At 64.1% G+C, this 26,645-nt stretch carries 22 protein-coding genes; 8 read left to right on the top strand and 14 right to left on the bottom strand.

Going from position 1 to position 26,645, the window contains the following annotated elements; genetic code table 11:
- Positions 1-52: 52 nt before the first annotated feature.
- The 3 genes from LB525_RS10080 to tpiA all read right to left on the bottom strand — a co-directional run bounded on the left by LB525_RS10080 (position 53) and on the right by tpiA (position 2,972).
- The gene (locus tag LB525_RS10080) at positions 53-1,180 is read right to left on the bottom strand and encodes a L,D-transpeptidase (protein ID WP_224544482.1); all 1,128 of its coding nucleotides are present in this window, start codon (positions 1,178-1,180) and stop codon (positions 53-55) included.
- Positions 1,181-1,390: 210 nt separating this feature from the next.
- Positions 1,391-1,903, bottom strand: a complete 513-nt coding sequence (gene secG / locus LB525_RS10075) for a preprotein translocase subunit SecG (protein WP_095765379.1) — start codon at positions 1,901-1,903, stop codon at positions 1,391-1,393.
- Positions 1,904-2,204: 301 nt separating this feature from the next.
- The gene (gene tpiA, locus LB525_RS10070) at positions 2,205-2,972 is read right to left on the bottom strand and encodes a triose-phosphate isomerase (RefSeq protein WP_224544481.1); all 768 of its coding nucleotides are present in this window, start codon (positions 2,970-2,972) and stop codon (positions 2,205-2,207) included.
- 143 nt (positions 2,973-3,115) lie between these two features.
- On the opposite strand from tpiA, the gene LB525_RS10065 reads away from it, so the two are divergent.
- From LB525_RS10065 to glp, 5 genes are read left to right on the top strand one after another with little or no spacing between them, the layout of a single operon-like run.
- Positions 3,116-5,011 carry a peptidylprolyl isomerase gene (locus LB525_RS10065; RefSeq protein ID WP_224544480.1) on the top strand — a complete coding sequence of 632 codons (1,896 nt, stop codon included), beginning with the start codon at positions 3,116-3,118 and terminating at the stop codon, positions 5,009-5,011.
- Positions 5,008-6,018: an anthranilate phosphoribosyltransferase gene (trpD, locus tag LB525_RS10060; RefSeq protein ID WP_095765376.1), complete on the top strand. Its 1,011-nt coding sequence runs from the start codon at positions 5,008-5,010 to the stop codon at positions 6,016-6,018. The genes LB525_RS10065 and trpD overlap by 4 nt, the downstream gene beginning before the upstream one ends.
- Before the next feature lie 5 nt (positions 6,019-6,023).
- The gene (gene trpC / locus LB525_RS10055; protein WP_224544479.1) at positions 6,024-6,836 is read left to right on the top strand and encodes an indole-3-glycerol phosphate synthase TrpC; all 813 of its coding nucleotides are present in this window, start codon (positions 6,024-6,026) and stop codon (positions 6,834-6,836) included.
- Between the two features lie 2 nt (positions 6,837-6,838).
- A complete protein-coding gene (gene moaC / locus LB525_RS10050; protein ID WP_095765374.1) occupies positions 6,839-7,318 on the top strand; it encodes a cyclic pyranopterin monophosphate synthase MoaC in 480 nt (159 codons plus the stop codon).
- On the top strand, positions 7,318-8,523 hold the full coding sequence (glp, locus tag LB525_RS10045) for a gephyrin-like molybdotransferase Glp (protein ID WP_224544478.1): 1,206 nt from the start codon (positions 7,318-7,320) through the stop codon (positions 8,521-8,523). The genes moaC and glp overlap by 1 nt, the downstream gene beginning before the upstream one ends.
- A gap of 48 nt (positions 8,524-8,571) precedes the next feature.
- Here the strand turns inward: glp and LB525_RS10040 are convergent, their stop codons facing one another.
- A complete protein-coding gene (locus tag LB525_RS10040; protein WP_224544477.1) occupies positions 8,572-9,402 on the bottom strand; it encodes an alpha/beta hydrolase in 831 nt (276 codons plus the stop codon).
- Between the two features lie 47 nt (positions 9,403-9,449).
- Entirely contained in the window at positions 9,450-10,697 is a 1,248-nt protein-coding gene (gene kynU, locus LB525_RS10035) for a kynureninase (RefSeq protein WP_224544476.1), read from the bottom strand.
- Between the two features lie 433 nt (positions 10,698-11,130).
- Between kynU and lexA the strand changes: the two genes are divergently transcribed.
- On the top strand, positions 11,131-11,865 hold the full coding sequence (gene lexA, locus LB525_RS10030; protein ID WP_224544475.1) for a transcriptional repressor LexA: 735 nt from the start codon (positions 11,131-11,133) through the stop codon (positions 11,863-11,865).
- A 36-nt stretch (positions 11,866-11,901) separates the two neighbouring features.
- Here lexA and LB525_RS10025 read toward each other — a convergent pair whose 3' ends face one another.
- A complete protein-coding gene (locus tag LB525_RS10025; RefSeq protein WP_224544474.1) occupies positions 11,902-14,367 on the bottom strand; it encodes a ComEC/Rec2 family competence protein in 2,466 nt (821 codons plus the stop codon).
- A gap of 102 nt (positions 14,368-14,469) precedes the next feature.
- Here LB525_RS10025 and gltX point away from each other — a divergent pair, with 102 nt between their 5' ends.
- Both gltX and gltA read left to right on the top strand, forming a co-directional pair.
- A complete protein-coding gene (gene gltX, locus LB525_RS10020; protein ID WP_224528713.1) occupies positions 14,470-15,894 on the top strand; it encodes a glutamate--tRNA ligase in 1,425 nt (474 codons plus the stop codon).
- Between the two features lie 178 nt (positions 15,895-16,072).
- Complete coding sequence (gltA, locus tag LB525_RS10015; RefSeq protein WP_224528714.1) at positions 16,073-17,401, top strand: citrate synthase; 1,329 nt, start codon at positions 16,073-16,075, stop codon at positions 17,399-17,401.
- A 74-nt stretch (positions 17,402-17,475) separates the two neighbouring features.
- Here gltA and lpxB read toward each other — a convergent pair whose 3' ends face one another.
- The 8 genes from lpxB to LB525_RS09975 form a co-directional block, all read right to left on the bottom strand.
- Positions 17,476-18,657, bottom strand: a complete 1,182-nt coding sequence (gene lpxB / locus LB525_RS10010) for a lipid-A-disaccharide synthase (protein WP_224528716.1) — start codon at positions 18,655-18,657, stop codon at positions 17,476-17,478.
- On the bottom strand, positions 18,647-19,564 hold the full coding sequence (locus tag LB525_RS10005) for an LpxI family protein (RefSeq protein ID WP_224528725.1): 918 nt from the start codon (positions 19,562-19,564) through the stop codon (positions 18,647-18,649). The genes lpxB and LB525_RS10005 overlap by 11 nt, the downstream gene beginning before the upstream one ends.
- On the bottom strand, positions 19,551-20,387 hold the full coding sequence (gene lpxA, locus LB525_RS10000) for an acyl-ACP--UDP-N-acetylglucosamine O-acyltransferase (protein WP_140841295.1): 837 nt from the start codon (positions 20,385-20,387) through the stop codon (positions 19,551-19,553). Before lpxA ends, LB525_RS10005 begins: the two co-directional genes overlap by 14 nt.
- A 15-nt stretch (positions 20,388-20,402) precedes the next feature.
- Complete coding sequence (gene fabZ / locus LB525_RS09995) at positions 20,403-20,864, bottom strand: 3-hydroxyacyl-ACP dehydratase FabZ (protein WP_095765364.1); 462 nt, start codon at positions 20,862-20,864, stop codon at positions 20,403-20,405.
- Positions 20,857-21,912 carry a UDP-3-O-(3-hydroxymyristoyl)glucosamine N-acyltransferase gene (gene lpxD / locus LB525_RS09990; protein ID WP_224528731.1) on the bottom strand — a complete coding sequence of 352 codons (1,056 nt, stop codon included), beginning with the start codon at positions 21,910-21,912 and terminating at the stop codon, positions 20,857-20,859. The genes fabZ and lpxD overlap by 8 nt, the downstream gene beginning before the upstream one ends.
- Before the next feature lie 78 nt (positions 21,913-21,990).
- Positions 21,991-24,354 carry an outer membrane protein assembly factor BamA gene (gene bamA, locus LB525_RS09985; protein WP_224544473.1) on the bottom strand — a complete coding sequence of 788 codons (2,364 nt, stop codon included), beginning with the start codon at positions 24,352-24,354 and terminating at the stop codon, positions 21,991-21,993.
- 218 nt (positions 24,355-24,572) lie between these two features.
- Entirely contained in the window at positions 24,573-25,715 is a 1,143-nt protein-coding gene (gene rseP, locus LB525_RS09980; protein WP_140841291.1) for an RIP metalloprotease RseP, read from the bottom strand.
- A 104-nt stretch (positions 25,716-25,819) separates the two neighbouring features.
- Positions 25,820-26,635, bottom strand: a complete 816-nt coding sequence (locus LB525_RS09975) for a phosphatidate cytidylyltransferase (RefSeq protein WP_224544472.1) — start codon at positions 26,633-26,635, stop codon at positions 25,820-25,822.
- Positions 26,636-26,645: the final 10 nt, after the last annotated feature.

Genomic DNA, 26,645 nt, shown 5'->3' with positions numbered 1-26,645 from the left:
CAAAACAAAAGGGCCGGCGATGCCGGCCCTTTCGGCAGTTTGACGGAAAGCCTTAGATAATAACAACCTTCGTGCCGATCTTGACGCGGCTGTAGAGGTCCATGACGTGCTCGTTGATCATGCGGAAGCAGCCATTGGAGGCGCTGGTTCCGATCGACTGCGGCGCGATTGTGCCGTGGATGCGCAGATGCGTGTCCTTCTTGCCGTCATAGAGATAGATGGCGCGCGCGCCGAGCGGGTTCTCGCCGCCGCCGGGCATGCCGTCCTTGTATTGGCCGTAATGCTTCGGCTCGCGCTTCTGCATGTCGAGCGTCGGTATCCAGCGCGGCCATTCCTGCTTGTCGCCGACGGCTACCGTGCCCTTGAACTGCAGGCCTTCGCGGCCGACCGCGATGGCATAGCGGCGTGCCGTGGAAAACGACTCGACGAGGTAGAGGCGGCGCGCGCTGGTGTCGATGACGATGGTGCCCGGCTCATAACCGGTGAACGTGACGTCCTGCGGCACGAATTCCGGCTTCACCTTGAACGGCCGCTTGGCGGCCTTCTTGGCCAGCGCCGAATCAAGCGCACGGGTCTCGGGCAGGTAACTGATCGAGCTCACCGACGAGCCGCCGAAGAGGCCGGCAAACAGCCCGCCGCTGCTCGTCTGCTTCTGGCCGGGCTGCTCACTGCGTAACTCGCCATTGTTGCCGGTAGCGGTGATGTTCATGACTTCAGCCGGGATAGGCTCCTCGGCCTTGACCGGCATGATCTGCGCGACCGGGTCCAGCGGCGCGATGATCTTGGTGGTCTTCTTGGCCGGCTTGGCGTCGGCGACCTCAGCCGGCGCGGCAGTGCCCTTCTTGGCGAGCCATTCCTGGCGCGCCGCGTCAGCCTTGGCCTTGGCGGCCTCGCGCATCGCCATCTTGCGAGCCTCGAGCGCCTTATCGTTTGCCGCCTGTTTGTCGGCAGCGATCTTGGCCTCGAGCTTGCCGATCTGCGCGAGATCGTCCGAGGTCGGATTTTTCTTCTTCTTGAGAAGCCTCAGCTGCGATGCGTCGCTCTTGGCGGCGGCAACGGGAATGGCGTCGGTTTTCTCTACCGACGGGGAGGAGACCTTAGTTGCCGGTCCGGCAAGGGCCGCGGAACCCATGCCGAGGACGGCACAGACTCCCAAAATGATGAAGCTGCGAAGCTGCATGGCGAAGATCCGATCGTTCAATGCGTGTTGCCCACGGCGTCGCCCGGCGTCCCCCAAGGACGCCAAAAGTGCCGCGCGCAATCTATAATCGATTAGCTGTCATCGCCTCAAGCTGAGGCAGGCGCTACGCCCGGTTGAATCTTGGTGATCGGGCGCGCATTTGCCGCGACTGTGTTCAAAGAACAACAGATCGCGGCAGTGCTTGTCCGGCTACTGGTTCGGAACCTGAGGGGTGACCGGCAAGGTGACGCCGTTGGTCGCCGGCGCGGTGCTCGGATTCGCGGGCGCCGGAGCAGGCGTTGTGGCCGGAGCCGGCGCTGTGGCGCCGTTGGCAAGCGGCGTGGTGCTCGTCGCACCGCCAGCCGGAGCCGCGGGAGCAGAGCCGCCGGCCGGGGCTGCGGGCTGCGAGCTGCCCACCGGTCCGTTCGATCCCGGCAGCTGGTTGAGCACGCCGTTGCCCTGGCTGGACGTTGCCGGGCGGTCGAGGATGTCGATCGGCTTTTCGCCATAGCGGGCAAGGATCGACAGCGCCAGCGACGTCACGAAGAAGGCTGCCGCCAGGATCGCGGTGGCGCGCGTCAACGCGTTAGCGGCGCCACGAGCGGTCATGAAACCGGAACCGCCGCCGATGCCCAGGCCGCCGCCTTCGGAGCGCTGCAGCAGCACCACGCCGACGAGGGCGAGCACGACCATGAGGTGGACGACGATCAGTACGGTTTCCATAATTTATCCTGGCGAGGCCTTGCGCGAGCGCGCATACGACCGATGATTTGGAGGCGGCTCCTTACAATGCTTTGGCGGCATTTCCAAGCCCGTGGCCGGGAATATGGGAACCAATGCGGCCATTACAACGATTTAGCCCACGCGAGCCCGGGAGACGGCTAGGGTGTGTTGAGATTCAGGTCAGGCCGAGCCGAGAACGGTGGTTTCCGAGAACCGGAGCGGAGCGTACTAAAGTACGTGAGCACCGGAAGCGCAGGAAACCATCGTTCGCAGGCCGGCATCACCTGAATATCAACGCAGGCTAAGCCATGTTCATATAAGCTTCCGCTATGGCCAGGAAGTCGGCTGCCTTCAGGCTGGCGCCGCCGACCAGCGCGCCGTCGACATTGTCGACGCCGAGCAGTTCCACCGCGTTGGAAGGCTTGACCGAGCCGCCGTAAAGAATGCGCGTCCTGGCCGCGGCATCGCCGAGCAGCGCGGTCAGCTTGCCCCGGATATGCGCATGCGCCTCGGCGACATCGGCGGCGGTCGGCGTCAGGCCGGTGCCGATCGCCCAGACCGGCTCGTAGGCGATAATGGTGTTGGCGGCGGTGGCGCTCGCCGGCACGGAACCGTCAAGCTGGCGCGACAGGACGTCAAGGGTGGCGCCCGCCTCCCGCTCGGCGCGCGTCTCGCCGATGCAGATGATGGCCACCAGCCCAGCCCGCCAGGCTGCCGACGCCTTGGCATGGACCATTGCATCGTCGTCGCCGAACAGCTCGCGGCGCTCGGAATGACCGACGATGACGTGGCTTGCGCCGGCATCCTTGAGCATCTCGGCCGAAATCTCGCCCGTGAAGGCGCCGCTCTCCTTGGGATGGCAATCCTCTCCACCGGCACGCACCGGCGTGCGCGACAGGATCTCGGCGGCGCGCTGCAGCAAGGTCGCCGGCACGCACACGACCGCTTCGGTCTCCGCGTCGAGCCCGCTCATGAACCCGTTGCCTATCGACCGCAGCTCGTTGAGCGAGGCGCTGGTGCCGTTCATTTTCCAATTGCCGGCGACAAGCGGGCGGATTCCAGGGGTCATGGGGCGCGTTCTCCGAGCGACATTAAGCAGCGCCCTCACTACCAAAATCAGGTCACAAAGCAATCGACAGTGGGCCGGAAGGGCGCTATTGCGCTTGTTTCAGACTCGGCGCACGCGAAAATGCGCAAAAATCGGAAGTATGCATGCTTGGTATATTGAGAAGCGCGGCAGGCACCTGGGTCGCGAAGGCGTTGCTGTCCTTGCTGGTGGTGAGTTTCCTCGCCTGGGGCGCGACTACGCGCATGGTGGGTGGTGTGCTGGGCGGCCATCACGCGGTGATCACGGCCGGCGGCACGGAGGTCTCGATCAACGAGTACCGCCTCGCTTACGACCGCCAGCTCAGCCTTCTGTCGCAGCAATATGGCCAGCGCGTCACCCACGAACAGGCCAAGCTGCTCGGTGTCGACAATCAGGTGCTGGCGCAACTCGTTTCGGGCGCAGTGCTCGACGAACAGGCGCGCAAGCTGGGGCTCGGCCTCTCCAAGGATCGGCTGGCCGAACTGACGCGCGAGGATCCGGCCTTCAAAGGCCCCGGCGGCCAGTTCGATCGCCGCACCTTCGAGTATCTGCTGCGCCAGCTCGGCATGCGGCCCGAGGACTATCTCAGAAACCGCTCGCAGGTGGCCGTGCGCCAGCAGATCGTCGAGGCGATCTCCGACGGCCTCAAGGTTCCGCAGACTTTCCTGAAGGCGGTTTCTCTCTATCGCGGCGAGGATCGCACGATCGACTATGTCGTGCTGCCCAAGACGCTGGTGCAGCCGATCGAGGCGCCGTCCGACAGCGCCCTCAAAACCTATTTCGACGCCAACAAGAAGAACTATGCCGCGCCGGAATACCGCAAGTTCTCCTATGTCCGGCTGGAGCCGCAAGACATCATGGATCCGTCCGCGGTGACAGACCAGCAGATCAGCGAGGACTACAACAAGAACATCGCGCGCTACACGACGCCCGAGATGCGCACCATCGAGCAGCTGGTGTTCAAGACGCCGGATGCGGCCAAGGCCGCTTTGGATTCGTTGAAGGCCGGCGCGACCTTCGACAAGCTCGTCACCGCCGAAGGCAAGACGCAGGCCGACACGCTGCTCGGCACGCTGGCCAAGGACAAGATCGCCGACAAGGCGGTGGCCGATGCCGCCTTCTCGCTCAATGCCAACGAGGTGAGCCAGGTCGTCCAGGGCGCCTTCGGTCCCGTGCTGTTGCGCGTCACCGAGATCAAGCCGCAGGTGGTGAAGCCGCTGTCGGAAGTGTCCGGCCAGATCCGCAAGGACCTGGCGCTCGGCGAGGCAAGCCGCATCCTGCTCGATGTGCATGACAGCTACGAGGACACCCGCGCATCGGGCGCCTCGCTGGCCCAGGCCGCCGAGAAGTTGAAGCTCAAGGTCGTCACCATCGATGCCATCGACCGTACCGGCCAGCGGCCGGACGGCACGATCGTCAACGACCTGCCGGAATCGGCCGAGCTGATCAAGTCGGTGTTCGCGGCGGAGCCCAATACCGAGAACGAAGGCCTGACGACTGCCGGCAACGGTTTCGTCTTCTACGAAGTGCAGTCGGTCACGCCGGCGCGCGACCGCACGCTGGATGAAGTCCGCAAGAAGGTCGTCGCCGACTGGACGGAGGCCGAGACCGACAAGCGGCTCGACGCCAAGGCTCAGGAGCTGGAGAAGCGCCTCAAGGCAGGCACCGCGCTCGACGTCATCGCCGGCGAGCTCAAGCTCGACAAGCAGACCAAGCGCGGCCTGAAGCGCGAAGCCGACGATGCCGATTTCGGCAAGGAAGGCGCCGCGGCCATGTTCGGCGTCGGTGAAGGCGGTACCGGTTTGATCCCCTCGCCCACCGGCGACGGCCAGATCCTGTTCAAGGTCGCCGAGGTCTTCGAGCCGGCGGGCGCCGATGGCAGCGCGGTGCCGGACGACGCGCAGAAATCCTTCGGCGCCGGCATGTCCGACGATCTGCTCGACCAGCTGGTGGCGCAGTTGCAGTCGCAATATGACGTTCGCATCGATCCGAACGCGGTTTCGCAAGCACAGACACGATGAGCGCTCTCAAGACACACATAGCCAAGGTCGCATCGGGCACCGCGCTTTCCTTCGAGGAGGCGCGCGAGGCGTTCGACATCATCATGTCGGGCGACGCGACGCCCGGCCAGATCGGCGGCTTCCTGATGGCGCTGCGCGTGCGCGGCGAGACGGTGGGCGAGATTTCCGGCGCGGTCGCCACGATGCGCGCCAAGATGCTGCGCGTCGAGGCGCCGCAAGGCGCGATCGACATCGTCGGCACCGGCGGCGACAATTCGCATTCGGTCAACATCTCGACCGCTTCGGCCTTCGTCATTGCCGCGGCCGGCGTGCCGGTCGCCAAGCATGGCAATCGCGGCCTGTCGTCGCTGACCGGCTCCGCCGATGTGCTGACGGCGCTGGGCGTTAGAATAGATATCCCGCCGGAGACGATCGGACGCTGCATCCATGAGGCCGGCGTCGGCTTCATGTTCGCGCCGGCGCATCATCCGGCGATGAAGCATGTCGGGCCGACCCGCGTCGAGCTCGGCACGCGCACCATCTTCAACCTGCTCGGACCGCTGTCGAACCCCGCCGGCGTCAGCCGCCAGATGGTTGGCGTCTTCCTGCCGGAGTGGATCATGCCCGTGGCCGAGACGCTCAAGGCGCTGGGCGCCGATCACGCCTGGGTCGTCCATGGCGACGGCTATGACGAGATAACCACCACCGGCGAGACCCAGGTGGCGGAGCTCGCCGGCGGCGAGATTCGCAGCTTTACCTTGACGCCGGAAGCCGTTGGCCTGAAGCGGCACACAAAAGAAGAGCTGCGCGGCGGCGACGCGGCCTACAACGCCAAGGAATTGCGCGATATGCTTGGCGGAGCCGCCGGCGCTTATCGCGATACGGTGCTGATGAATGCCGGCGCCGGGCTGGTTGTGGCCGGCAAGGTGACGACGCTGGCCGACGGCATCGCGGCGGCGGCGCAAGCGATCGACAGCGGCCGCGCGCTTGCGGTGCTCGACAAGCTCATCGAGATTTCGAACGGATAGACCCCTTGTCCGATATCCTGCGCAAGATCGAAGCCTACAAGCGTGAAGAGATTGCCGCGGCGAAGCTCGCCGTGTCGTTCGCCGAGATCAAGACGAAAGCCGGGGACGCCGAGCCGCCGCGCGGCTTCCTTGCCGCGCTGGAAGCCAAGCGCCGAGACGGCGGTTTCGCGCTGATCGCCGAAATCAAGAAGGCCAGCCCTTCCAGGGGCCTGATCCGGGCCGATTTCGATCCGCCGTCATTGGCACAGGCCTACCAGAAAGGTGGCGCCGCCTGCCTTTCGGTGCTTACCGACGCCCCGTCTTTCCAGGGCGCTCCCGAATTCCTGACGGCCGCTCGGGCAGCGGTGCGCCTGCCGGCTCTGCGCAAGGATTTCCTGTTCGATCCCTACCAGGTCTACGAAGCACGCGCCTGGGGCGCCGACGCGATCCTGATCATCATGGCGAGCGTCGACGACGCGCTTGCCAGGGACCTTGAAGCGACCGCCTTCGAGCTCGGCATGGACGCTCTGGTCGAAGTGCATGACGAAAAGGAAATGCAACGCGCGCTTCGCCTTTCGTCGAGGCTGATCGGCATCAACAACCGCGATCTCAGAACCTTTGAAACCAGCCTCGACGTTTCGGAGCGGCTGGCGGCCATGGTGCCGGCGGATCGGCTGCTGGTCAGCGAGAGCGGCATCTTCACGCATCAGGACTGCCGCCGGCTGGAGAAGAGCAAGATCGGCACCTTCCTGGTCGGCGAGAGCCTGATGCGGCAGGCCGACGTGGCCGCCGCCACGCAACTGCTGCTCACCGGCAAGGCGCGTGCCGAGGCCATTTGAGGATGGCCTCCCTTACTCATCTTGGCGCTAAAGGCGAAGCTAATATGGTCGACGTCGGCGACAAGGCCGAGACGACGCGCACGGCAGTCGCTGAAGGGTTCGTCTCCATGCAGCCGGAAACGCTGGAGATGATCCTGGCCGGCGACGCCAAGAAAGGCGACGTATTGGGGACTGCCCGTATCGCCGGCATCATGGCCGCAAAGAAGACGCACGAACTGATCCCGCTCTGCCATCCGCTGCTTCTGACCAAAGTTGGCGTCGAGATCGAGCCGGACCATTCCTTGCCAGGTCTCAAGGTCACCGCGCTCGCCCGCGTCACCGGCAAGACGGGCGTGGAGATGGAGGCGCTGACCGCCGCTTCGGTAGCCTGCCTCACCATCTACGACATGGCCAAGGCAGCGGACCGCGGGATGGTGATTTCCGGCGTCCGGCTGGTCGAGAAGACCGGCGGCAAATCAGGCGACTACAAGGCAGGTTCATAATGGCCTTGCTCCCGGTCACCGAGGCGCTCGAACGCCTGCTCGACGGCGTGACGGCTCTGCCGGGCGAGCGCGTTCCGCTGGCTGACGCGGCGGGCCGGGTGCTGGCCGAGCCGGTGGTCGCGCTGCGCACGCAGCCACCTTTCGATGCCTCCGCGATGGACGGCTATGCCGCGCGCTTCTCCGATGTCGCCTCGGCGCCGGCGCTACTCGAGGTCATCGGCATGGCGCCTGCCGGGCGCGGTTTCTCCGGAACCGTCGGGGAAGGCCAGGCCGTGCGCATCTTCACCGGAGCGCCGTTGCCGGAGGGCGCCGACACGGTCGTCATCCAGGAAAACGTCCGCGATCTCTGCAATGGCAGGATCGAAGTGACGGAGCCGACCGCGGAAGGACGCAATGTGCGTCGCCGCGGGCTCGACTTCGGCCAGGGCGACGTGCTGCTCGAAAAGGGCCGCGTTCTCGATGCGGCGGCCCTTTCGCTGGCGGCCTCGGCCAACCACCCAGCCCTGAACGTCGTGCGCCGGCCGCTGGTCGCGATCATCGCCACCGGCGACGAATTGCTGCCCCCGGGCAGCGCGCTCGGCCCCGGCCAGATCATTTCGTCGAATGCCTACGGCGTTGGAGCCGCCGCCCAGTCGGTCGGCGCGCTCGCGCTCGATCTCGGCATCGCCGCCGACCGCCAGGAGGCGATTGCCGCGCTGGTCCGGAAAGCGGTCGAGGCGGACGCCGATGTCATCGTCACGCTCGGCGGCGCCTCGGTCGGCGACCACGACCTCGTCCATAGCGTGCTGACCGGCGAAGGCATGCAGCTCGATTTCTGGAAAATCGCCATGCGCCCCGGCAAACCACTGATGTTTGGCCGGCTTGGCCATATCCGCTGCATCGGCCTGCCCGGCAATCCGGTGGCAAGCATTGTCTGCTCGCAACTCTTCCTGAAACCGCTGCTTGCCCGGCTCGGTGGCCGCGATCACCATCAGGATATGCGAACGGCCCGGCTTGGCACCGCGATGCGGGCCAACGACCTTAGGCAGGACTATGTGCGCGCCGTCGTGCGCGAGGACGCCGGCACCTTGGTCGCGATACCTTTCGGAATCCAGGACTCCTCGATGCTGCGGATGCTCGCCGACGCCAACGGCCTGATCGTGCGCGAGCCCTTTGCGCCGGCGGCGGAAGCCGGCGCTGAATGCAGCGTGCTCATGCTGCGCTAGGCGTCGACGAAGTCGATCCTGATACGTCGACGAAGTCGATCGTAACCCTTATTCGTCCACCAGCGTACGGGTCAGGGGATGATCCGGGTCGGCGAGGCCATCGACAATGTTGAAATGATGTCGGTCCGGCTCGACCACTGAACGGGTGGAGGCGCCGAGCCCGGTCCAGATGTTGGCGAGCAACGCGCTCTGGCGCAGGAATTCCGCACGCTCGCCGCCGCCGGCCCAGCAGGTGATGCAGGCTCCCTGTCGAGGCCGCAACAATGCCGGGCTTTCGCTCCGCGCTTCCGGCTCGTCGATGTTCAGGGTCTCGTTCAGCGCTGTGAACATCAGCGGCCGAAGGTCGTGCAGGCCTGAAATCGAAACGACCTTGCGTATGCGCCGCGCCACATCGGATGATAGCGGTGAGACCGTGGTCACCATTCGGCTCGCGAGATGCCCGCCGGCCGAGTGCCCGGTCAGCATCAGCGGACCATCGACCATGGCCGCCGCCTTCTCGATCGCTGCCGCGGCCTCGCCGACTATGCCGCTGATCCTGGTCTGCGGGCACAGCGTGTAGGAGGGCATGGCGACGGCAAAGCCGCGGCCGAGCGCGCCTCCAGCCAGATGCGACCAGGAGCTCTTGTCCGACTCCATCCAATAGCCGCCGTGGATGAACACAACGAGCCCCTTTGGCGCCGCAGACGGGAGAAACAGGTCGAAGCGATTGCGCGGCGCTTCGCCGTAGATAACATCGAGCCGCGCCCTGCCCTCTGACTGCAGCCTTTCGCGGAATGCCCGCGCCGGCCCATCCCACGCCGCCGGCCAGCGGTCGCCGCCGGCGATATTGGCGCCATTTGCATAAGCGTCATCCCAGTCGACAATACGATGTCCCAGCAACGGTATCTCCGCGATCAGATCATTTGTTCGGCATCGCCGATTTAAAGTCAGGTAACGGTTGTTTTGACGGCAAAGCGCGCGTCTTGCCAGACGCCAGTGCGCAGGATGTCCTGCAGCACCTCGACTGCATTCCAGACATCGCGGTAGCCGACATAAAGCGGCGTGAAGCCGAAACGAATGGTGGATGGCGCGCGGAAATCGCCGATCACGCCGCGCTCGATTAAGGCACGCATCACCTGGTAGCCATGCGGATGTGCGAACGAGACCTGGCTGCCGCGCTCGGCGCCTGAGCGCGGGCTCTCCAGCTCAAGACCGAAGCCGCCGCATCTGGCCTCGACAAGCCGGATGAACAGGTCCGTCAGCGCGACGCTTTTTCTCCGCACGGCCCTCATGTCGACATCGTTCCAGAGATCCAGCGCCCCTTTCAGCGCGCGCATCGACAGCACCGGCTGCGTTCCGCACAGGAACCGCCGGATGCCCGTGCCCGCAGCGTAGCCCTGCTCGAACGCGAAAGGCCGGGCATGGCCCCACCAGCCGCTGAGCGGCTGGCGAATGTCGCGGTGATGGCGGTTCGCGGCGTAGATGAAGGCTGGCGAGCCCGGCCCGCCATTGAGATACTTGTAGGTGCAGCCGATGGCGAAATCGGCATTCGAGCCGTCGAGATCCACCGGCAGCGCACCCGCCGTGTGGCAGAGGTCCCAGACGATCAGCGCACCGGCTTCATGAGCCTTGCGGGTGAGCGCCGCCATGTCGCGCAGCCGGCCGGATTTGTAGTTGACGTGGTTGACCAGGATGACCGCGACGCGATCGTCAACCAGTTCCTCAATCGTCGGGGCATCTGCGCATTCGAGCCGCAGCACCGTGCCGGACCGCGTCGATGCGACCCCTTCCGCCATGTAGAGGTCGGTCGGAAAGCTGTCGCCCTCGGCAACAATCACCGAACGCTCGGGCCGCATTGCAAGTGCCGCATGCAGGACCTTGTAGATATTGATCGAAGTCGTGTCGCAAACGACCGTCTGGCCGGGTTTCGCGCCGATCAGCCGTCCTAGCTGGTCACCTAGCTCGATGGGCATATCGAACCAGCCGGCGGTGTTCCAGGCGCGGATGAGATCCCGCGCCCATTCCTGCCTCGTGGCAGTCTCGATCTCGCTGAAGGCGTCGATCGAAGCAGCGCCCAGCGAATTGCCGTCGAGATATAGGACGCCTTCCGGCAAGACGAAGCGATCGCGCGTCGCGCGCAGCGGATCCGCGGCATCCATCGCCTCGACTTCGGCGAGATCAGGAATTCCCCTCATTGTGCTGCCGCCTCCATTTCGATCTGGCCAAGGGGGTTGTCTCACCACCCTCGGCGACAGGGCAAGAACCTTTGGTCCTATGTTAGCTGGTCCATAGACGGCGAAGACTGCGGATCGGAACTTCGCCAAGGTTGGCATTTTGGGTTCGTTTCGTTCACGGTGCCACGCGCTTACGGTACGAGCCGACGTGATCCCAACCACGGCTTCGTGATCGTGTCGCGTTGTATTTCAGCTTAAGGGGAACTCCAAAATCGAGCGGAATCAATGCCGCTGCCCCAGGAGGGGCAGCCGGCCGTCACCGGATGCGACATTGTTTCGGCAGCCTTAACAAATTCACTAAACTTTAAACGGTTGCGGAACACAACTGGAACAGATAGTGTTTGTTCTGGGTTTGTTTTTCTGATTCTGGTTTCAGAACCCGTGGGGGCCGCCGATGCTGACGCGCAAACAACATGAACTCCTGATGTTCATCCATGAACGCCTGAAGGAGAGCGGGATTCCTCCATCATTCGATGAGATGAAGGAGGCGCTCGACCTTGCCTCCAAGTCCGGCATCCACCGGCTGATCACGGCGCTGGAAGAACGCGGCTTCATTCGCCGGCTGCCGAATCGGGCGCGCGCGCTGGAAGTGCTGCGCCTGCCCGACTCGATCGCGCCTGGCCTGAATGCCGCGAAGAAGTTTTCGCCGAGCGTCATCCAGGGCGGCCAAGGCAATCTCAGTCGCCAGATCAAGCCGACGACTCCATCACGCACCCCGACGCCAAGCAATGACGACGAGGCCGCGGCGGCCGTATCCATTCCGGTGATGGGCCGCATCGCCGCCGGCGTGCCGATTGACGCCATCCAGCACCAGACGCATTCGATCTCGGTGCCGCCGGACATGATCATGGGCGGCGAGCATTACGCGTTGGAGGTCAAGGGCGACTCGATGATCGAGGCCGGCATCTTCGACGGCGACACCGTCATCATCCGCAATGCGAACACGGCAAGCCCGGGTGAGATCGTGGTGGCGCTGGTCGACGATGAGGAGGCGACGCTTAAGCGTTTCCGCCGCAAGGGTGCCTCGATCGCGCTCGAGGCCGCCAACCCGGCCTATGAGACCCGGATCTTCGGACCGGATCGGGTCAAGGTTCAGGGCAAGCTCGTCGGACTTATCCGCCGCTACTGAGCAGAACTGCCCGGCCTTCTTCGCCCGAACGACAATCTATTGGGCCGGTGCGGCGGCTGGTTTTTCCGGCTGCTTATAGGGCGCCAGTCCCCTCGCCTCGCGCGTGTATTTCCGCTGCTCGTGCCAGGGTCGGTATGGTTCTACGACCGCGTAGCGGACGGTTGGCCGCGCGGTTGCCGATTGCGGATCGAAGAAAACGGCGGCGCTGCCGTCGCGCGCCAGCTGCCGCTTGGTGACGACGAGCACACGCGGATCGCGGCACGGGTTATAGGCCGTGGCGTCGTTGATGACGATGAGGTCGGCGAAGCCGCAGGCCGGCCGGGCGGTGTCGCGGGTCTCGGCGAGCGCGACGATCGCGCCGGAAGGATGCCGACCGATGCAGAGATCGCCGCTGCAATAGAAGGGCGAGCCGGGCGGCAGGTCGGCGGGATCGGCAATGTCCAGCGTATCTTTGGCGAACCTTTCTGGCGGCACGATCTCCTCGGCTTTCAGCGCCCGTTTCCAGTTGTCGGTGGTGAACTCGTTGGAGCGTTCGCGATTGACGGCAAGCTCGCCGCCGCCGATCGGCATCGCCACCAGATGCGCATCCTCCGAGATAAGCACGTCCGGTGTGCGGACGTGCGGAATGGCCAGCAGCGCAGCGAGCGCGAAAGGTACGGCGGCAAGCCTCAGCCAAGTGGTAGCCATGGTCGCGATGACCAGCGCGACCGTCGCCAGCAGCACCGACTGGATCGAGATCAGCCCCACGGCGTCGACCGGTGAGCGCTCGGAAATCCATGCCGAAATGGCGATCATCGCCGTCAGGCCTTTGCCCATGACAAAGAGGAAGGGACCGTCTAAGCCGAAGGGCATGGCCAGCGCGCTCAGCACGGCGAACGGCATGACGACCAATGAGACGATCGGCATGACCGCCAGATTGGCCAGCAGGCTGAGCGGCGACACCCGCTGGAAGTGCCAGATGGCAAACAACAATGTTGCGCTGCCCGCGATGAGCGACGTCACGGCGGCGCCACCCGCTCCAATCGCCAGTTTTCGCGATAAGAACCCGAGAAACGAACGCTTTGCCGGCGGCGCGGTCGTTTTGCCGGCGCGATAGTCGGCAAAGCCGGCATAGGCGCCGACCAGGGCGGCGGTGGCGGCGAAGGACATCTGGAAGCTCGGGCCGACCACTTCATGCGGCGAGACCAGGATGACGGCGATGGCAGAGATCGCCAGGTTGCGCATGGTCAGCGCCGCGCGGTCGAAAAGCACGGCGACCAGCATCACGCCAAGCATGATGAAGCTTCGCTCGGCCGCCACCACGATGCCGGAGATCACGAGATAGGCGGCGATCGACGCCAGCGCGATGCCAGCGGCATATTTCTTCACCGGCCGGCGCGACGAGAAGTCCGGAAACAGCGCGAAGGCGCCGCGCAAAAGCACCATGATCGTGCCGGCGACCAGCGCCATATGCAGGCCGGAGATCGAAATGATGTGGTAGATGCCGGTCCGTCGCATCGACTCGTTGATGGCTTCCGGAATGCCAGCACGAACGCCGACGATCAGCGCCGCCGCGATCTCGCCCTCGGAACCGCCGATGCTGCTCCTGATGTGGTCGGCAATCCCCTCGCGAGCATTTTCTATGGCCGATGCCACGCGCGCGCCAAACGGCACCTCCGTTGGCGCACTCGGGGTCGGCGCGACAAGTTTCGGATAGCCCAGGAAAAAGCCGCTGGCGCCTATGCCGGCAAAATAGCTGTCGAAGGAAAAGTCGTAGCTGTCCGGCCGAACAGGACCTGTCGGCGGCAGCAGCTTGGCATAGCCGGTCAGCATCGACCCGGCCGACATGTCGGACGGGATCCTGCGCGCCGACAGCCTGATGCGGTCCGGCGCGTAGCGCAGCTTCGGACGCTCCGTGGATATCAGATCTATGGTGAGCCGGACACGGCCGTTGGCCATCGCCTCGGCGGTGACGAGGCGGCCCGTCAGCCGTGTCTGGATTTCGGAACCCAGCATCGGGGTCGCCATCCGCCAGGTCTCCACCTTGGCCGCAAGAAAGCCCAAGGCGCAGAAAAACGCCGCCATGAAGACAAGGTGCGTTCTGTGCCGGGAACGCGAGACCGCCGCGCAGACCGCCATCAGGGCGACCGCCGCAAGCGGCCTGTAGAGGTCCGGCTCGGCGCTCAGCGAGAAGTAACAGATCACGCCGGCTGCCAGGAACACCGGCACCAGCAGGAAGCCCACGCCACGGTCAAGCTCGATCTCCATGGCGACGGCGATGCCTCGGCGCAACGCAGGAAGCGAAGCGCGGCCAAGCTGTTTGCGGATTCGGCCTACGGTGTCTATTGACGAGGCTGGCTGAAGCGCACCGGCACCGGGCGGCAGAAGCCCGGCTGGTAGACGGAGTTCCGGAAGCGAAACCGGCGCTTCTTCCGCAGGCGCGGCATGGGCAAACATCAGGCGCTCGCTGACGCCAGCTGTCGTTTCCCCGCCCTCCCTCACGCCCCGGCCACGTCCAGCCATCGGGTCTGCCCCTTGCGCCCCAGACCGCCTATGCTACATGAACGCCGGTCGCGTGGAAGTCTGCGCGAAACATGCATTTTTCAGCGCTTCCTCGAGAGTTCCATGTCCGACAAGGTCGTCACCCGTTTTGCCCCCTCGCCTACAGGCTACCTGCATATCGGCGGGGCGCGCACGGCGCTGTTCAACTGGCTCTATGCCAAGCACACCGGCGGCACGATGCTGCTGCGCATCGAGGATACCGATCGCGAGCGCTCCACCGAAGCCGCTACGGCTGCCATTCTCGACGGGCTGACCTGGCTTGGCCTCTCCTGGGATGGCGAAGCCGTCTCGCAGTTCGAGCGCGCGCCGCGTCACCGCGAAGTGGCGGAGCAGCTCGTGCGCATGGGCAAGGCTTATTACAGCTATGAGACGCCGGCGGAGCTGGAGGCGATGCGCGAGGCCGCACGTGCCAAGGGCCTGCCGCCGCGTTACAACGGCCATTGGCGCGACCGCGGCCCATCCGAGGCGCCCGCAGGCGTCAAGGGCGCGATCCGCATCAAGGCACCGACCGAGGGCGTGACGATCGTCAACGACCGCGTGCAGGGCGAGGTGCGCTTCCCCAACAAGGATCTCGACGACTTCATCATCCTGCGCTCCGATGGCGTCCCAACCTACATGCATGCCGTCGTCGTCGACGATCACGACATGGGCGTCACCCACATCATCCGCGGCGACGATCACCTGACCAATGCCGCGCGCCAGACAGTGATCTACAACGCCATGGGCTGGGATGTGCCGTCGATGTCGCACATCCCGCTGATCCACGGCGCCGACGGCGCCAAGCTGTCGAAGCGGCACGGCGCGCTCGGCGTCGAGGCATATCGCGCCATGGGCTACCTGCCCGAGGCTCTGCTCAACTATCTGGCCAGGCTCGGCTGGAGCCATGGCGACGACGAGGTGATGTCGATTAAGGACATGATCGCCTGGTTCGACATCGGCGACGTCAACAAGGGCGCGGCCCGCTTCGACTTCGCCAAGCTCGAGGCGCTGAACGGCATCCATATGCGCAAGATGGACGACCGGGCGCTGTTCGACATCTTCGTCGCCACCTTGCCCTATCTCGAAGGCGGCCCGGCGCTCGCGGCAAAGCTCGATGACCGGCGCAAGGCGCAACTGCTTGCCGCCATGCCCGGCCTCAAGGAGCGGGCAAAGACGCTTGTGGAACTGGTCGACGGCGCGGCGTTCCTGTTCGTCGAGCGGCCGTTGCCGTTGGACGAGAAGGCGGCGGGCTTGCTCAACGCGGATGCGCGCGCGATTCTGCGCGGCGCGCATGGTGCATTGTCTTCTGTTCAGGGCGACTGGAACGCCGCCTCGGCCGAGGCTTCGATCCGCGACTTCGCGCAGGCCGGCGGGCACAAGCTGGGCGCCGTGGCGCAGCCCCTGAGAGCCGCGCTGACCGGCCGCACCACCTCGCCCGGCGTGTTCGACGTGCTTGCCGTGCTGGGCCGTCAGGAAAGCCTGGCGCGCATTGGAGATCAAATCGATTAGGAGCGAGCTGGCCCAAGAAGATTGGCATTGAAAGGTATGTTTCGCAGTGCAACATTGGGCTTGGCCCAATCTGGCACGCACCTCCTAAAATGCGGTGGCGAGTTCGCGCATTCCGGTGACTTCGACGTGTCGTTTGCAGGAATTGCCTTGCCGGCATGAGGAACAAAAGGAGTTGAGAATGAGCGAAGCTGCGACAAAACCGGAACCGGGCAGCAAAAAGCGCGAGTCGGCCGCCAGGCTTGAGCTCGCCGGCAAGATGCACGAACTAAAGGTGCGAAGCGGAACGGTCGGGCCGGACGTCATCGACATCGGTTCGCTCTACAGCACCACCGGCGCCTTCACTTACGATCCCGGCTTCACCTCCACCGCGAGCTGCGAATCGGGGATCACCTTCATCGACGGCGATGCCGGCATCCTGCTGCATCGCGGCTTCCCGATCGATCAGCTCGCCGAGCACGGCGACTTCCTCGAGGTCTGCTATCTGCTGCTCTACGGCGAGTTGCCGACCAAGGCGCAGAAGGACGACTTCGATTATCGCGTGACGCGCCACACGATGGTGCATGAGCAGATGTCGCGCTTCTTCACCGGCTTCCGCCGCGACGCGCATCCGATGGCGGTGATGTGCGGCGTGGTCGGCGCGCTGTCGGCCTTCTATCACGACTCGACCGACATCTCGGACCCCTATCAGCGCATGGTCGCCTCGATGCGCCTGATCGCCAAGATGCCGACGATCGCGGCGATGGCCTATAAGTACCATATTGGCCAACCCTTCATTTACCCGAAGAACGATCTCGGCTTCGCGGCCAACTTCCTGCACATGTGCTTTGCCGTGCCGTGCGAGGAATACAAGATCAATCCGGTGCTGGCGCGCGCCATGGACCGCATCTTCATCCTGCACGCCGACCACGAGCAGAACGCTTCGACCTCGACCGTGCGCCTGGCCGGCTCGTCGGGCGCCAACCCGTTCGCCTGCATCGCCGCCGGCATCGCCTGCCTGTGGGGTCCGGCGCATGGCGGCGCCAACGAAGCGGCCCTCAACATGCTGGGCGAGATCGGCCATGTCGATCACATCCCCGAGTTCATCGCCCGCGCCAAGGACAAGAACGACCCGTTCCGGCTGATGGGCTTCGGGCACCGCGTCTACAAGAACTATGATCCGCGCGCCAAGATCATGCAGAAGACCGCGCATGAGGTGCTGGGCGAGCTCGGCATCAAGGACGATCCTCTGCTCGACATCGCGATGGAGCTGGAAAAGATCGCGCTGACCGACGAGTATTTCATCGAAAAGAAGCTCTACCCGAATGTCGACTTCTATTCCGGCATCACGCTGAAGGCGCTGGGCTTCCCCACCACGATGTTCACCGTGCTGTTCGCGGTCGCCCGCACCGTCGGCTGGATCGCGCAGTGGAAGGAAATGATCGAGGATCCGCACCAGAAGATCGGCCGGCCGCGCCAGCTCTACACCGGCGCTACGGAACGCGATTACGTGCCGATTGCGAAAAGGTAATTGAGCGAATAGCGAAATAGCAAGTAGCGAATAGGGGAAACGGGCGAAGCCGACACAGCCCTATTCGCTATTCGCTACTCCCTATTCACTCTCTTTATGCACCCCATCACCACCTCGGCGGCGATCTCGCCCGAGGGCCGATCGGTCGCCATGCGCCGGGCAATCTCGGCAAAGCCCGCCTTTTGCCAGGCGCGCATGCCGGTGTCGGCAAACAGGGCTTCCAGCTGCCGCGCCAGGTTCTCCGGCCGGACATACTGATCGTAGAATTCCGGCACCAGCGCGCGATCGGATATCAAATTGGGCAGCAGCGCCGACCACGTCGTCACCATATGCTGCAGAAGCTGGCGCGCGATCGGGTCGAGCTTGTAGCAGGAAACCATCGGAACGCCCGCGAGCGCCAGTTCCAGCGAAACCGTCCCAGACGCGATCAACGCCGCGTCGGCCTTGCCGAAGGCCTGCCATTTGCGGTCCGGCTCGGTGATGATTTCCGGCTTGTCGTCCCAGCTCGCGACCGAGGCCTTCACCAGCTCGGCGACATGCGGCACCGTCGGCAACAGCAAGCGCAGGCGGTGGCCGCGCTGGCGCAGCGCCGACATCGCCTTGCCGAAGGGCTCGATCAGCCGCCGCACCTCGCCGCGGCGCGAGCCGGGCAGCACCAGCACCGTCTTGACGCGGTCGTCGGCGAGATCGCGCGGCTGGCTCTGCGCCTTGGCGGCGCCAAGCACGCCCGGATCCTGCGTCAACCGGTGGCCGACATAAGTGCCCGGCGGTCCGCCAAGACGAGCGAGCGCCTTCACCTCGAACGGCAGGATACAGAGGATGTGATCGACATAGGGCTTCATCGCCACCGCCCTGCCCGGCCGCCAGGCCCATACGCTCGGGCAGACATAATGGACGATCGGAATGGCCGGTGCCGTTGCGCGGATCTTCTTTGCGACACGCAGCGAAAAGTCCGGACTGTCGATGGTGATCAGGCAATCGGGCCGCTCGGCCGCGATCATCGCCGCCGTCTGGCTGATGCGGCGCATCAGCCGCGGCAGGTCGCGCAGCACCGCGCTGAAGCCCATCAGCGCGATCTCGCCGCCATCGAAGAGTGGGGTCAGCCCCAGTTGCTGCAGGTGGCGGCCACCAATGCCGACGAGCTGCACCTTGCGGCCCGTCGTGCGCTCGAGCGCCCGCACGATGTCGGCGCCAAGCAGATCGCCGGATTCCTCGCCGGCGACGATCGCGAGCTTGAGCGGCTTGTCAGCGACCATTAGCCGGCTCCCCATTGGACGCCTCCATGGCGGGCAGGCCGATGATGAACAGGCCGAGAGCATTGGCGCGCGCCAGCGTTTCCGGACCTTCGAGAATTAGGGCGTGGCCGGCTTCCAGCGCAATGCCGGCCAGCCCGGCGGCGTGTGCGGCTTCGATCGTCTGCGGGCCGATGGAGGGCAAGTCGGCGCGCAGCTCCTGCCCAGGCTTGGCGCATTTGACCAGTACGCCGCGCGCCTTGCCGGCCAGCCTGCCGTGGCTGCGCAATTCCCGCGTTCTGTCGAGCAGGCCGGCAGTGCCCTCGATGCCTTCCAGCGCGATGGCTCGACCTCCTATCGCAATCGCCGCCTGGCCGATATCGAGCGCGCCAATGGCTTTGGCGGCGGCGCGCCCGGCTTTGATGTCGCGCCAGTCGGATTGGTTTGGACGAGCCGCCGTCAACGTGCCTTCGCCGGCCGTCAGTTCGGGAACGACCTCATGCGCGCCGACCACCGCAATGCCCCGATCTTCAAGGCTTCGGGTCAACACTTTCAGCAAGCCGTCGTCGCCGCGTCTCAGCGCTCTGATCACGGAACGTATTATGGCCAGCAAGCCAAGTGTCGGTCGAATCTTGCTCAAACGCGGCCTGCGCTTGATTTCGCCGGCAAGAACGAGATGCGTGATCCCATTGCGCTTCAACAAGGGAAGCAGCAGGCCGATATCTTCCAGTGCCAGCGTCTGCCGCTCGTAGGCGGAAAAGTCCGCCTCGCGGTCGACCTCACCCTCGGCGATGATCACGAAGGGCACAAAACCTTGCTTGAGCAGACCATCGGCAACTTCGACGGGCAGGCTGCCCCCACCGGCGATGATGCCGACCCTGGAGCCCGGCGCGAGTACGAGCCCTGCCTTGGCCGGCTCAGCCCTCGTCATCGCCGCTGTCGTCGTCGCCGTCGCCCTTGAGCGATGGGACGGCAAAGTGCCGTTTGCCGCGACTTGTGATGAAATCGATGATCTTCATGGCCGTTGGCGACCCGGCGAACTCGGCCTTGGCGAGTTCCACATTCTCGCCGACGGTGCGGGAACGATCGAAGATCGTCCTATAAGCCTTGCGCAGCAGGTAGATTTCGGAACGCGGCAGGCCGGAGCGCTTGAGACCTATGATGTTCAGCCCACGCAGCTTGGCGCGGTTGCCGGCGGCGATGGCATAAGGAATGACGTCGCCAACGACCGCCGCGCAGCCGCCGATGAACACATTATCGCCGAGGCGCACGAATTGATGAACGGCGGTCAGGCCGCCGATATAGACGTTGTCGCCGATCTCGCAATGTCCGCCCAGCGTCGCGCCATTGGCGAAGGTGGCGTTCTTGCCGACGACGCAATCATGGGCGATGTGGGCATAGGCGAGGAAGTTGCCGTTGTCGCCGACAGTCGTCTCGCCACGGCTGGTGTCGGTGCCGACATGCATTGTGACGCCTTCACGAATGGTGCAGTTCGCTCCGATGACCAGAGTAGTGCGACCGCCCTTGTGCTTGGTGTTTTGCGGCGGCGCGCCGAGCGTCGCCATCGGATAGACCTTTGTCCCCGCCCCGATGGACGTGGCGCCCATCACCGACACATGGCTGACCAGTTCGACGCGGTCGCCGAGGATCGAATCGGCGCTGACATGGCAGAAGGGTCCGATACGGACGCCTTCGCCGAGCTTGGCTCCTTCTTCGACGACCGAGGAAGGATGGATGGATGTCGCGACTTTCATGAGCATTTCGAACCGTCAGCCGGTAACCATCATGGCCGAAACCTCGGCTTCGGCGGCTTTCGCGCCGTCAACCATCGCCTCGCAGGCGAATTTCAGCAGGTTGCCGCGTTTTTTGATCTTCTTGACGTGGATCCTGAGCTGATCGCCTGGAACGACCGGCTTGCGGAATTTCGCGTTGTCGATGGTCATGAAATAAACCAGCGACGGCTTCTCGGTGTTGAGGCTGCGAATGCAGATCGCGCCTGCGGTCTGGGCCATCGCCTCGATGATGAGCACGCCGGGCATGACTGGCTGCTGGGGAAAGTGGCCCTGGAAATGCGGCTCGTTGATGGTCACGTTCTTGATGCCGACTGCGGACTCGTCGCCGTCTATGTCGACGATGCGATCGATCAGCAGGAACGGATAGCGGTGCGGCAGGAGCTTCATAAGCCCCATGATGTCGACCGCGTCGAGTGAAGTTGCCACCGTATCAGCCATTTCCGTCGCCTTGCTTGCGCGTCCTGGCCATCCTGCGCAGCATCGCTATCTCGCGCATGGCTTCCGCCATGGGTTGCGCCGGGTAACCTCCCCAGACCTCGCCTGCCGGCACGTTGTTCATGAATCCACTTCTCGCAGCAAGCTTGGCTCCTGGCCCGATGGTCAGATGATCGGCGAGGCCGACACCGCCGCCCATGGTGACATTGTCGCCGACGACGACGGAACCGGAAATACCCGAAAGCCCAGCTATAATGCAATTGCGGCCGATGCGAACATTGTGGGCGATCTGCACCAGATTGTCGATCTTGGTGCCCTGGCCGATGACGGTGTCGGACATCGCGCCGCGGTCGACAGTCGAATTGGAGCCGATCTCGACATCGTCCTGGATGATGACGCGGCCGATCTGCGGCACGCGTTCAGGCCCTTTGGCGCCGCCGACAAAGCCGAAACCATCCTGGCCGATCCTGGCGCCGCCATGGATGATGACGCGGTTGCCGATAAGCGCATATTGAATGCTGACGCCGGGGCCGATGAAGCCGTCGCGGCCGATCTGGCAGGAACGGCCGACAACGGCGTGGGGCGCAACGACCGTGCCGCTGCCGATGGATACGCCGGCACCGATCACGGCGCCTGCCTCTACGATCGCCCCGTCCTCGATATGCGCGGATGGATCGATAAACGCATGGGGCGATATGCCGGTTTCTCCGGTCAATGGCCCCGGAGTCGCAGCCTGCGGAAACAACAGGCGCCCGACCATCGCGAAAGCTTGTTGCGGGCGCGGATGCATCAGCACCGCGATGCCCGGCGGCGCCTTGCTAGCGAAATCGGCGGGGCATAGCACCGCGGCCGCCCTGAGCGACGGCATCAAGGCGAAATTGCGCTTGCCGTCGACAAAGACGAGCGCGCCGTTGCCACCCTCGTTGGCGGGAGCCAGCGCCTCGATGGCAATTTCGGCCTGATCGGAATCGAACAGGCTGGCGCCGGTCAGATTCGCGACCTCGCCAGCCGTGTACCGGCGTGAAGGCGCGAAGAACACCGGATCGGTCATTCCAGAAGTAATATCCAGCTGGGTTGGATCGGTCCACTCCGGGCCGTCATCCGGCCCGGAACCATCGCAACCACAAAGTTAGAAGCGGGTCGCGATACCGAAGTTGAATTCCTGAACGTTGTCAGTCGACTCTTTCTTGACCGGGATCGCATAGTCGATACGAATCGGGCCGAACGGCGAAGCCCACATTAGGCCGAGACCGACAGAAGCACGAAGCTTCATGCCGGTTGAGGACGAGTCGACACCGACAAGCTTGTTGCCATAAAGCGTCGCTGCATCCGCAAAGACAGCGCCCCGCAGGCCGAAGCTCTCCGGAATTACGGGCAGCGGGAACTGCGCTTCAGCCGAGGCATTGAAGTAGGTCGTGCCACCGAGATGGTCGCCGCTGCCTCCGCTAGCCACGGGGCCAATACCGCCATACTCGAAACCACGGATCATGCGGTCGTTGCTCTGGAAATAGTCAAAGACACGCAGATCGTTGCTGCCATAGGCCGCAAGATAGCCCGCGCCGCCCGAAACCAGACCGACCAGATCAAGCTGCTCTGACAAGGTCTGGTAAACACTGGCGCGCCCGGTCACCTTCACCCACTTGGCATCGCCGCCAAGACCGGCAAACTCGGTCGTGCCGGTGACGTACAGACCCTCATGCGGGTTTTTCATGTCGTCGATGGTGTTGTAAACCAATCCAAGGCTGACCGAGGACTTGAGCCACGGACTCTCGGCAATGCCAGCCTGGATTGCCGGAGACACGTCGCATTTTGCAGGGTCCAGCGCGCCGCCGGTTAAGCAATTGTCCGGATAGGAATACTTTTCCTGGGAGATGTTATAAGCCAGCTGCGTCGAGACGCTGCCAGTGATCGGCAGGCCGAAGCGGACGGTCGCCCCAGTAACGTCTGTATCGTAGTGGCTGTATTCCCGGGTCGACTTGTAGATGTCGAAGCCGGCCGCGATGCGCCGTCCGAGAAAATACGGCTCAGTGAAGGAAACAGCAAAGTCGCGCGAATGCTTGCCGCCGCCAGCCGACAGCTTGATGTACTGGCCGCGCCCGAGGAAGTTACGCTCCGTGATCGAACCTTCGATCGACGGGCCGGGCGTGTCGCCGCCAGTGGAATAACCAGCGCCGACTGAGAATTCGCCGGTCGACTTCTCGACCACGGTGACCACCAGCACGACCTGGTCCGGCGCCGAGCCGGGGACGGTCGAAATGTCGACAGACTGGAAATAATCAAGGGCTTCCAGCCGCTTCTTCGCGCGCTGGATGAGAACCTGGTTGAAGGCATCGCCTTCACTGACGTCGAATTCGCGACGGATGACATAGTCGCGCGTGCGGTCGTTGCCGCGGATTTCGATGCGCTCGACATAGGCCTTGGTGCCCTGGTCGATGGTGTAGACGACCGAAATGGTGTGGTTCTCGAAATTGCGGTCGCCGCGCGGCGTCACCTGGGCGAAGGCGTAGCCCGAACCCGCGACCTTCTCGGTCAGCGCGACGATCGAATCCTCGACGTCCTTGGCATTGTAGACGTCGCCCTTGTGGGTTTCGACCGCCGATTCCAGCGACTTCGAATCGACCTCCGGGATAGTGCTTTCCACGCTGACGTCGCCGAACGTATAGCGATCGCCTTCCTGCACGGTGATGGTGACCGTGTATTTGTTGGTGGCGTCGTCAAGCTCGCCGACGGCCGAGACGACCTGGAAGTCGGCATAGCCGTGATTGTAGTAGAAGCGGCGCAGCAGCTCCTGGTCGGCGCGCAGCTTGTCCTCGTCATAGACGTCGTCGCGCAGCACGAAGGACAGCCAGGACGAGCGCTTGGTGTTGATGACGTCCGACAGGCGGCGGCTGGAATAAGCGTGGTTGCCGACGAAGTTGATCGCCGCGATCTGGGTGCGGCCGCCTTCGTTGATGTTGAAGACAACGTTCACGCGATTGTCGCCGAGATCCATGACCTGCGTGGTCACCGCGGCGTCGTCGCGGCCAATGCGCTTGTAAGCCGTCTTGATCGCCTCGACATCGGCGTCCAGCGCCTGCTGCGAGAAGGTTGCACGCGGCTTCAGCTGGATACCCATCTGAAGCGCGTTGTCCTTGATCTTCTTGTTGCCCTGGAACAGGACCTGGTTGACGACCTTGTATTCGGAAACCTTGACGACCAGGCTCGAACCGACCTGGTTGATCTGAACGTCCGAGAACAGACCTGTGCCGAACAGCGCCTTGACGGCGTCGTCGATATCGGAGCTGGAGAAAGGCTTGCCCGGCTTGATCGAAATGTAATTGCGGATGGTTTCCGCATCGACGCGCTGGTTGCCGCTGACCTCGACACGCGAAATGACCGCGGCCTCGGCCACCGACGTGGCGGCGAACTGCACTGCGAGCGCGCCTGGCACGACCAGAGCGGCGGACAAAGCCGCCGCGGAAGCGGCGCTCAGAAACTTGGATGCTGCCTTCATCGGGCTTTTGTACCTTTTTCTCGTAGTCCCCACGGCGAGAAAACCGGACGTGCGGTATTTTCCCTTACCGTATTAACCGGATTTTCCCTACACGCAAGGCTCCCGGTTAATTTGTATTTACTTAACCGTACCGCGTGGCTTTCGCGTCACGCATATCCCCACGCATGGTAAACGGCATCTCAATATGACCGAAGCTGAAGCCAAATTTCTTCATGATTTCAGCATCCAAACAGATCGTTCCAAAATACGAAGCCCATGAATCCGAGCACCAGGAACAACCCGGTCCGGTAGGCCATCTCCATCGTTCGCTCCGAAACGGGCCGCCTGATGACGGCCTCCACGCCGTAGAACAACAGGTGGCCGCCGTCGAGGGGGGGAATCGGCAGCAGATTGAGAAATCCTATTCCGACTGACAGAAATGCAACAAGCTGCACCAGCCACTCGAAGCCGAGCTTGGCTGCCTGGCCCGACATCTTCGCGATCTTGATCGGACCGCCCAACTGGCATTTGTCCTCGCGTCCAAGCGCAAAGCGTTGCAGGAACTGGCCGGTGCGCTCGATCACGTGCCCGGTTTCCTCGACCGCCGCCACCACGGCGCCGGCCGGCGTGTAGGAGATCAGCCGCGGCTGGCCGAGCTCGGCGTTGTTGACGACGCCGATGACCGCGACCTTGACCTTGTTGCCCAGCGCATCCTGTTGCTCCATGGGCTCCGGCGCGGCCGTAACGTCGATTTCCTTGCCGTCGCGCAGCATGGTGAAGGTGATGGCGTCGCCAGCCCGGCCTGAAACCAGCCGCTGCACGTCGGCGAAGGTCTCTACCTTGCTGCCATCGACTTTGACGAATCGGTCGCCCGGCCGGATTCCGGCTTTTTCCGCCGGGCTGCCGGCGGTCACCTCGGCCACCATCGGCTCCAGGACCGGACGGCCATAGAGGGAAAACAGCACCGCGAATACGGCGATCGTCAGCAGGAAATTGAACAGCGGCCCCGCAACGACGGTAGCGGCGCGCTTCCAAATCGGTTGCGTGTGGAAGGCGACCTCGCGCTCGGCATCCGTCAGCGATTCGATCTCCTCCGTGCTCGGCTGGCTCGACGTCGCATTCATGTCGCCGACGAATTTGACGTAGCCGCCAAGCGGAATGGCGCAAAGCTTCCAGCGCGTGCCGCGGCGGTCGTAAAAGCCGAAGAGCTCGGGGCCGAAGCCGATGGAAAAAGCCTTCACGCCGATGCCGCACCAGCGGCCGATCAGATAGTGGCCCATCTCGTGGACGAACACGACGACGGTCAGCACGAACAAAAACGGCACGAGCGTGCCAAGGACGAAGCCTTGCGTGCTGAAAACCGCGTGAAAGATGTCGTTCAAGTCATGCCCTCAAATTCGCCCGCACACGACATTCCACCGCGACTGTGGCATCAATCCGGGCGAATCGGTGGCGCGCGCCATTTTTCGCCTTACTGCTGTGTCGTTCAGTTTGGAAAAAGCCCCAATGCCGGATGCTCGGCGCCCGCCGCGACCCAGCCCATGACGTACAGTGCGAACGCGGCCGCGACAAGCCCGTCCACCCTGTCCATGACCCCGCCATGGCCGGGAATGAGATTGCTCGAATCCTTGGCGCCGTGCCGGCGCTTGACCCATGATTCGAACAGGTCGCCGGCTTGCGAAACGATCGACAGAGCAAGCGCCACCAGGCCAAGCTGAACGAGATTGCCGGCGCCGGCTGCGATTGAGAGCAAAACTCCGGCGATAACGCCGCCGACGGCGCCGCCCAGCGCGCCGCTCTGCGTCTTGCCGGGCGAGATTGACGGCGCGAGCTTCGGGCCGCCGACCGCGCGGCCGACGAAATAGGCAGCTATGTCGGTTGCCCAGACCACGGCGAACAGGAAGAGAATCGCAATCAGCCCGGAATGATTGTCGTCACGGAGATAGGCGAGCGAAAAGCCGGATAGTGCTGCGTAGGCCACCCCCGAGGCTTCCCACGGCGCGGCCCCCTTGGTCCGAGCGACAATGGCCGCGACCGCCACCAGGATCGCGACGAGGAGCAGCAGCCACAAGGCCGGCAGGCCGGCGATCAGGGCGCCGACGAAGATCAGAATCAGTGCTTCGGGCAGGAAGCCGAGCGCCGCGCCGCTCCCGGCGCGCGCCATGCGCGTCCATTCATAGAAGATCAGCGCCGCTATTGCGGCGCAGAACAGCCGGAACGGCAATCCGCCGAGCCAGGTGAGCCCAAGCGTCAGAGCCGCCATCACGATTGCCGAGATGACGCGCTGCTGGAGGTTGCTCATGCGTGGCGGC

The organism is Mesorhizobium sp. CA16, assembly GCF_020165175.1.
Classification (GTDB): domain Bacteria; phylum Pseudomonadota; class Alphaproteobacteria; order Rhizobiales; family Rhizobiaceae; genus Mesorhizobium.
This window is presented reverse-complemented; position numbering and strand designations above follow the sequence as displayed.

Coding starts and splice junctions, on each gene's coding strand:
- LB525_RS10080 (WP_224544482.1), bottom strand. CDS start 1,180: ATGCAGCTTCGCAGCTTCATCATTTTGGGAGTCTGTGCCGTCCTCGGC.
- secG (WP_095765379.1), bottom strand. CDS start 1,903: ATGGAAACCGTACTGATCGTCGTCCACCTCATGGTCGTGCTCGCCCTC.
- tpiA (WP_224544481.1), bottom strand. CDS start 2,972: ATGACCCCTGGAATCCGCCCGCTTGTCGCCGGCAATTGGAAAATGAAC.
- LB525_RS10065 (WP_224544480.1), top strand. CDS start 3,116: ATGCTTGGTATATTGAGAAGCGCGGCAGGCACCTGGGTCGCGAAGGCG.
- trpD (WP_095765376.1), top strand. CDS start 5,008: ATGAGCGCTCTCAAGACACACATAGCCAAGGTCGCATCGGGCACCGCG.
- moaC (WP_095765374.1), top strand. CDS start 6,839: ATGGCCTCCCTTACTCATCTTGGCGCTAAAGGCGAAGCTAATATGGTC.
- glp (WP_224544478.1), top strand. CDS start 7,318: ATGGCCTTGCTCCCGGTCACCGAGGCGCTCGAACGCCTGCTCGACGGC.
- kynU (WP_224544476.1), bottom strand. CDS start 10,697: ATGAGGGGAATTCCTGATCTCGCCGAAGTCGAGGCGATGGATGCCGCG.
- lexA (WP_224544475.1), top strand. CDS start 11,131: ATGCTGACGCGCAAACAACATGAACTCCTGATGTTCATCCATGAACGC.
- LB525_RS10025 (WP_224544474.1), bottom strand. CDS start 14,367: ATGGCTGGACGTGGCCGGGGCGTGAGGGAGGGCGGGGAAACGACAGCT.
- gltX (WP_224528713.1), top strand. CDS start 14,470: ATGTCCGACAAGGTCGTCACCCGTTTTGCCCCCTCGCCTACAGGCTAC.
- gltA (WP_224528714.1), top strand. CDS start 16,073: ATGAGCGAAGCTGCGACAAAACCGGAACCGGGCAGCAAAAAGCGCGAG.
- lpxB (WP_224528716.1), bottom strand. CDS start 18,657: ATGGTCGCTGACAAGCCGCTCAAGCTCGCGATCGTCGCCGGCGAGGAA.
- LB525_RS10005 (WP_224528725.1), bottom strand. CDS start 19,564: ATGACGAGGGCTGAGCCGGCCAAGGCAGGGCTCGTACTCGCGCCGGGC.
- lpxA (WP_140841295.1), bottom strand. CDS start 20,387: ATGAAAGTCGCGACATCCATCCATCCTTCCTCGGTCGTCGAAGAAGGA.
- fabZ (WP_095765364.1), bottom strand. CDS start 20,864: ATGGCTGATACGGTGGCAACTTCACTCGACGCGGTCGACATCATGGGG.
- lpxD (WP_224528731.1), bottom strand. CDS start 21,912: ATGACCGATCCGGTGTTCTTCGCGCCTTCACGCCGGTACACGGCTGGC.
- bamA (WP_224544473.1), bottom strand. CDS start 24,354: ATGAAGGCAGCATCCAAGTTTCTGAGCGCCGCTTCCGCGGCGGCTTTG.
- LB525_RS09975 (WP_224544472.1), bottom strand. CDS start 26,635: ATGAGCAACCTCCAGCAGCGCGTCATCTCGGCAATCGTGATGGCGGCT.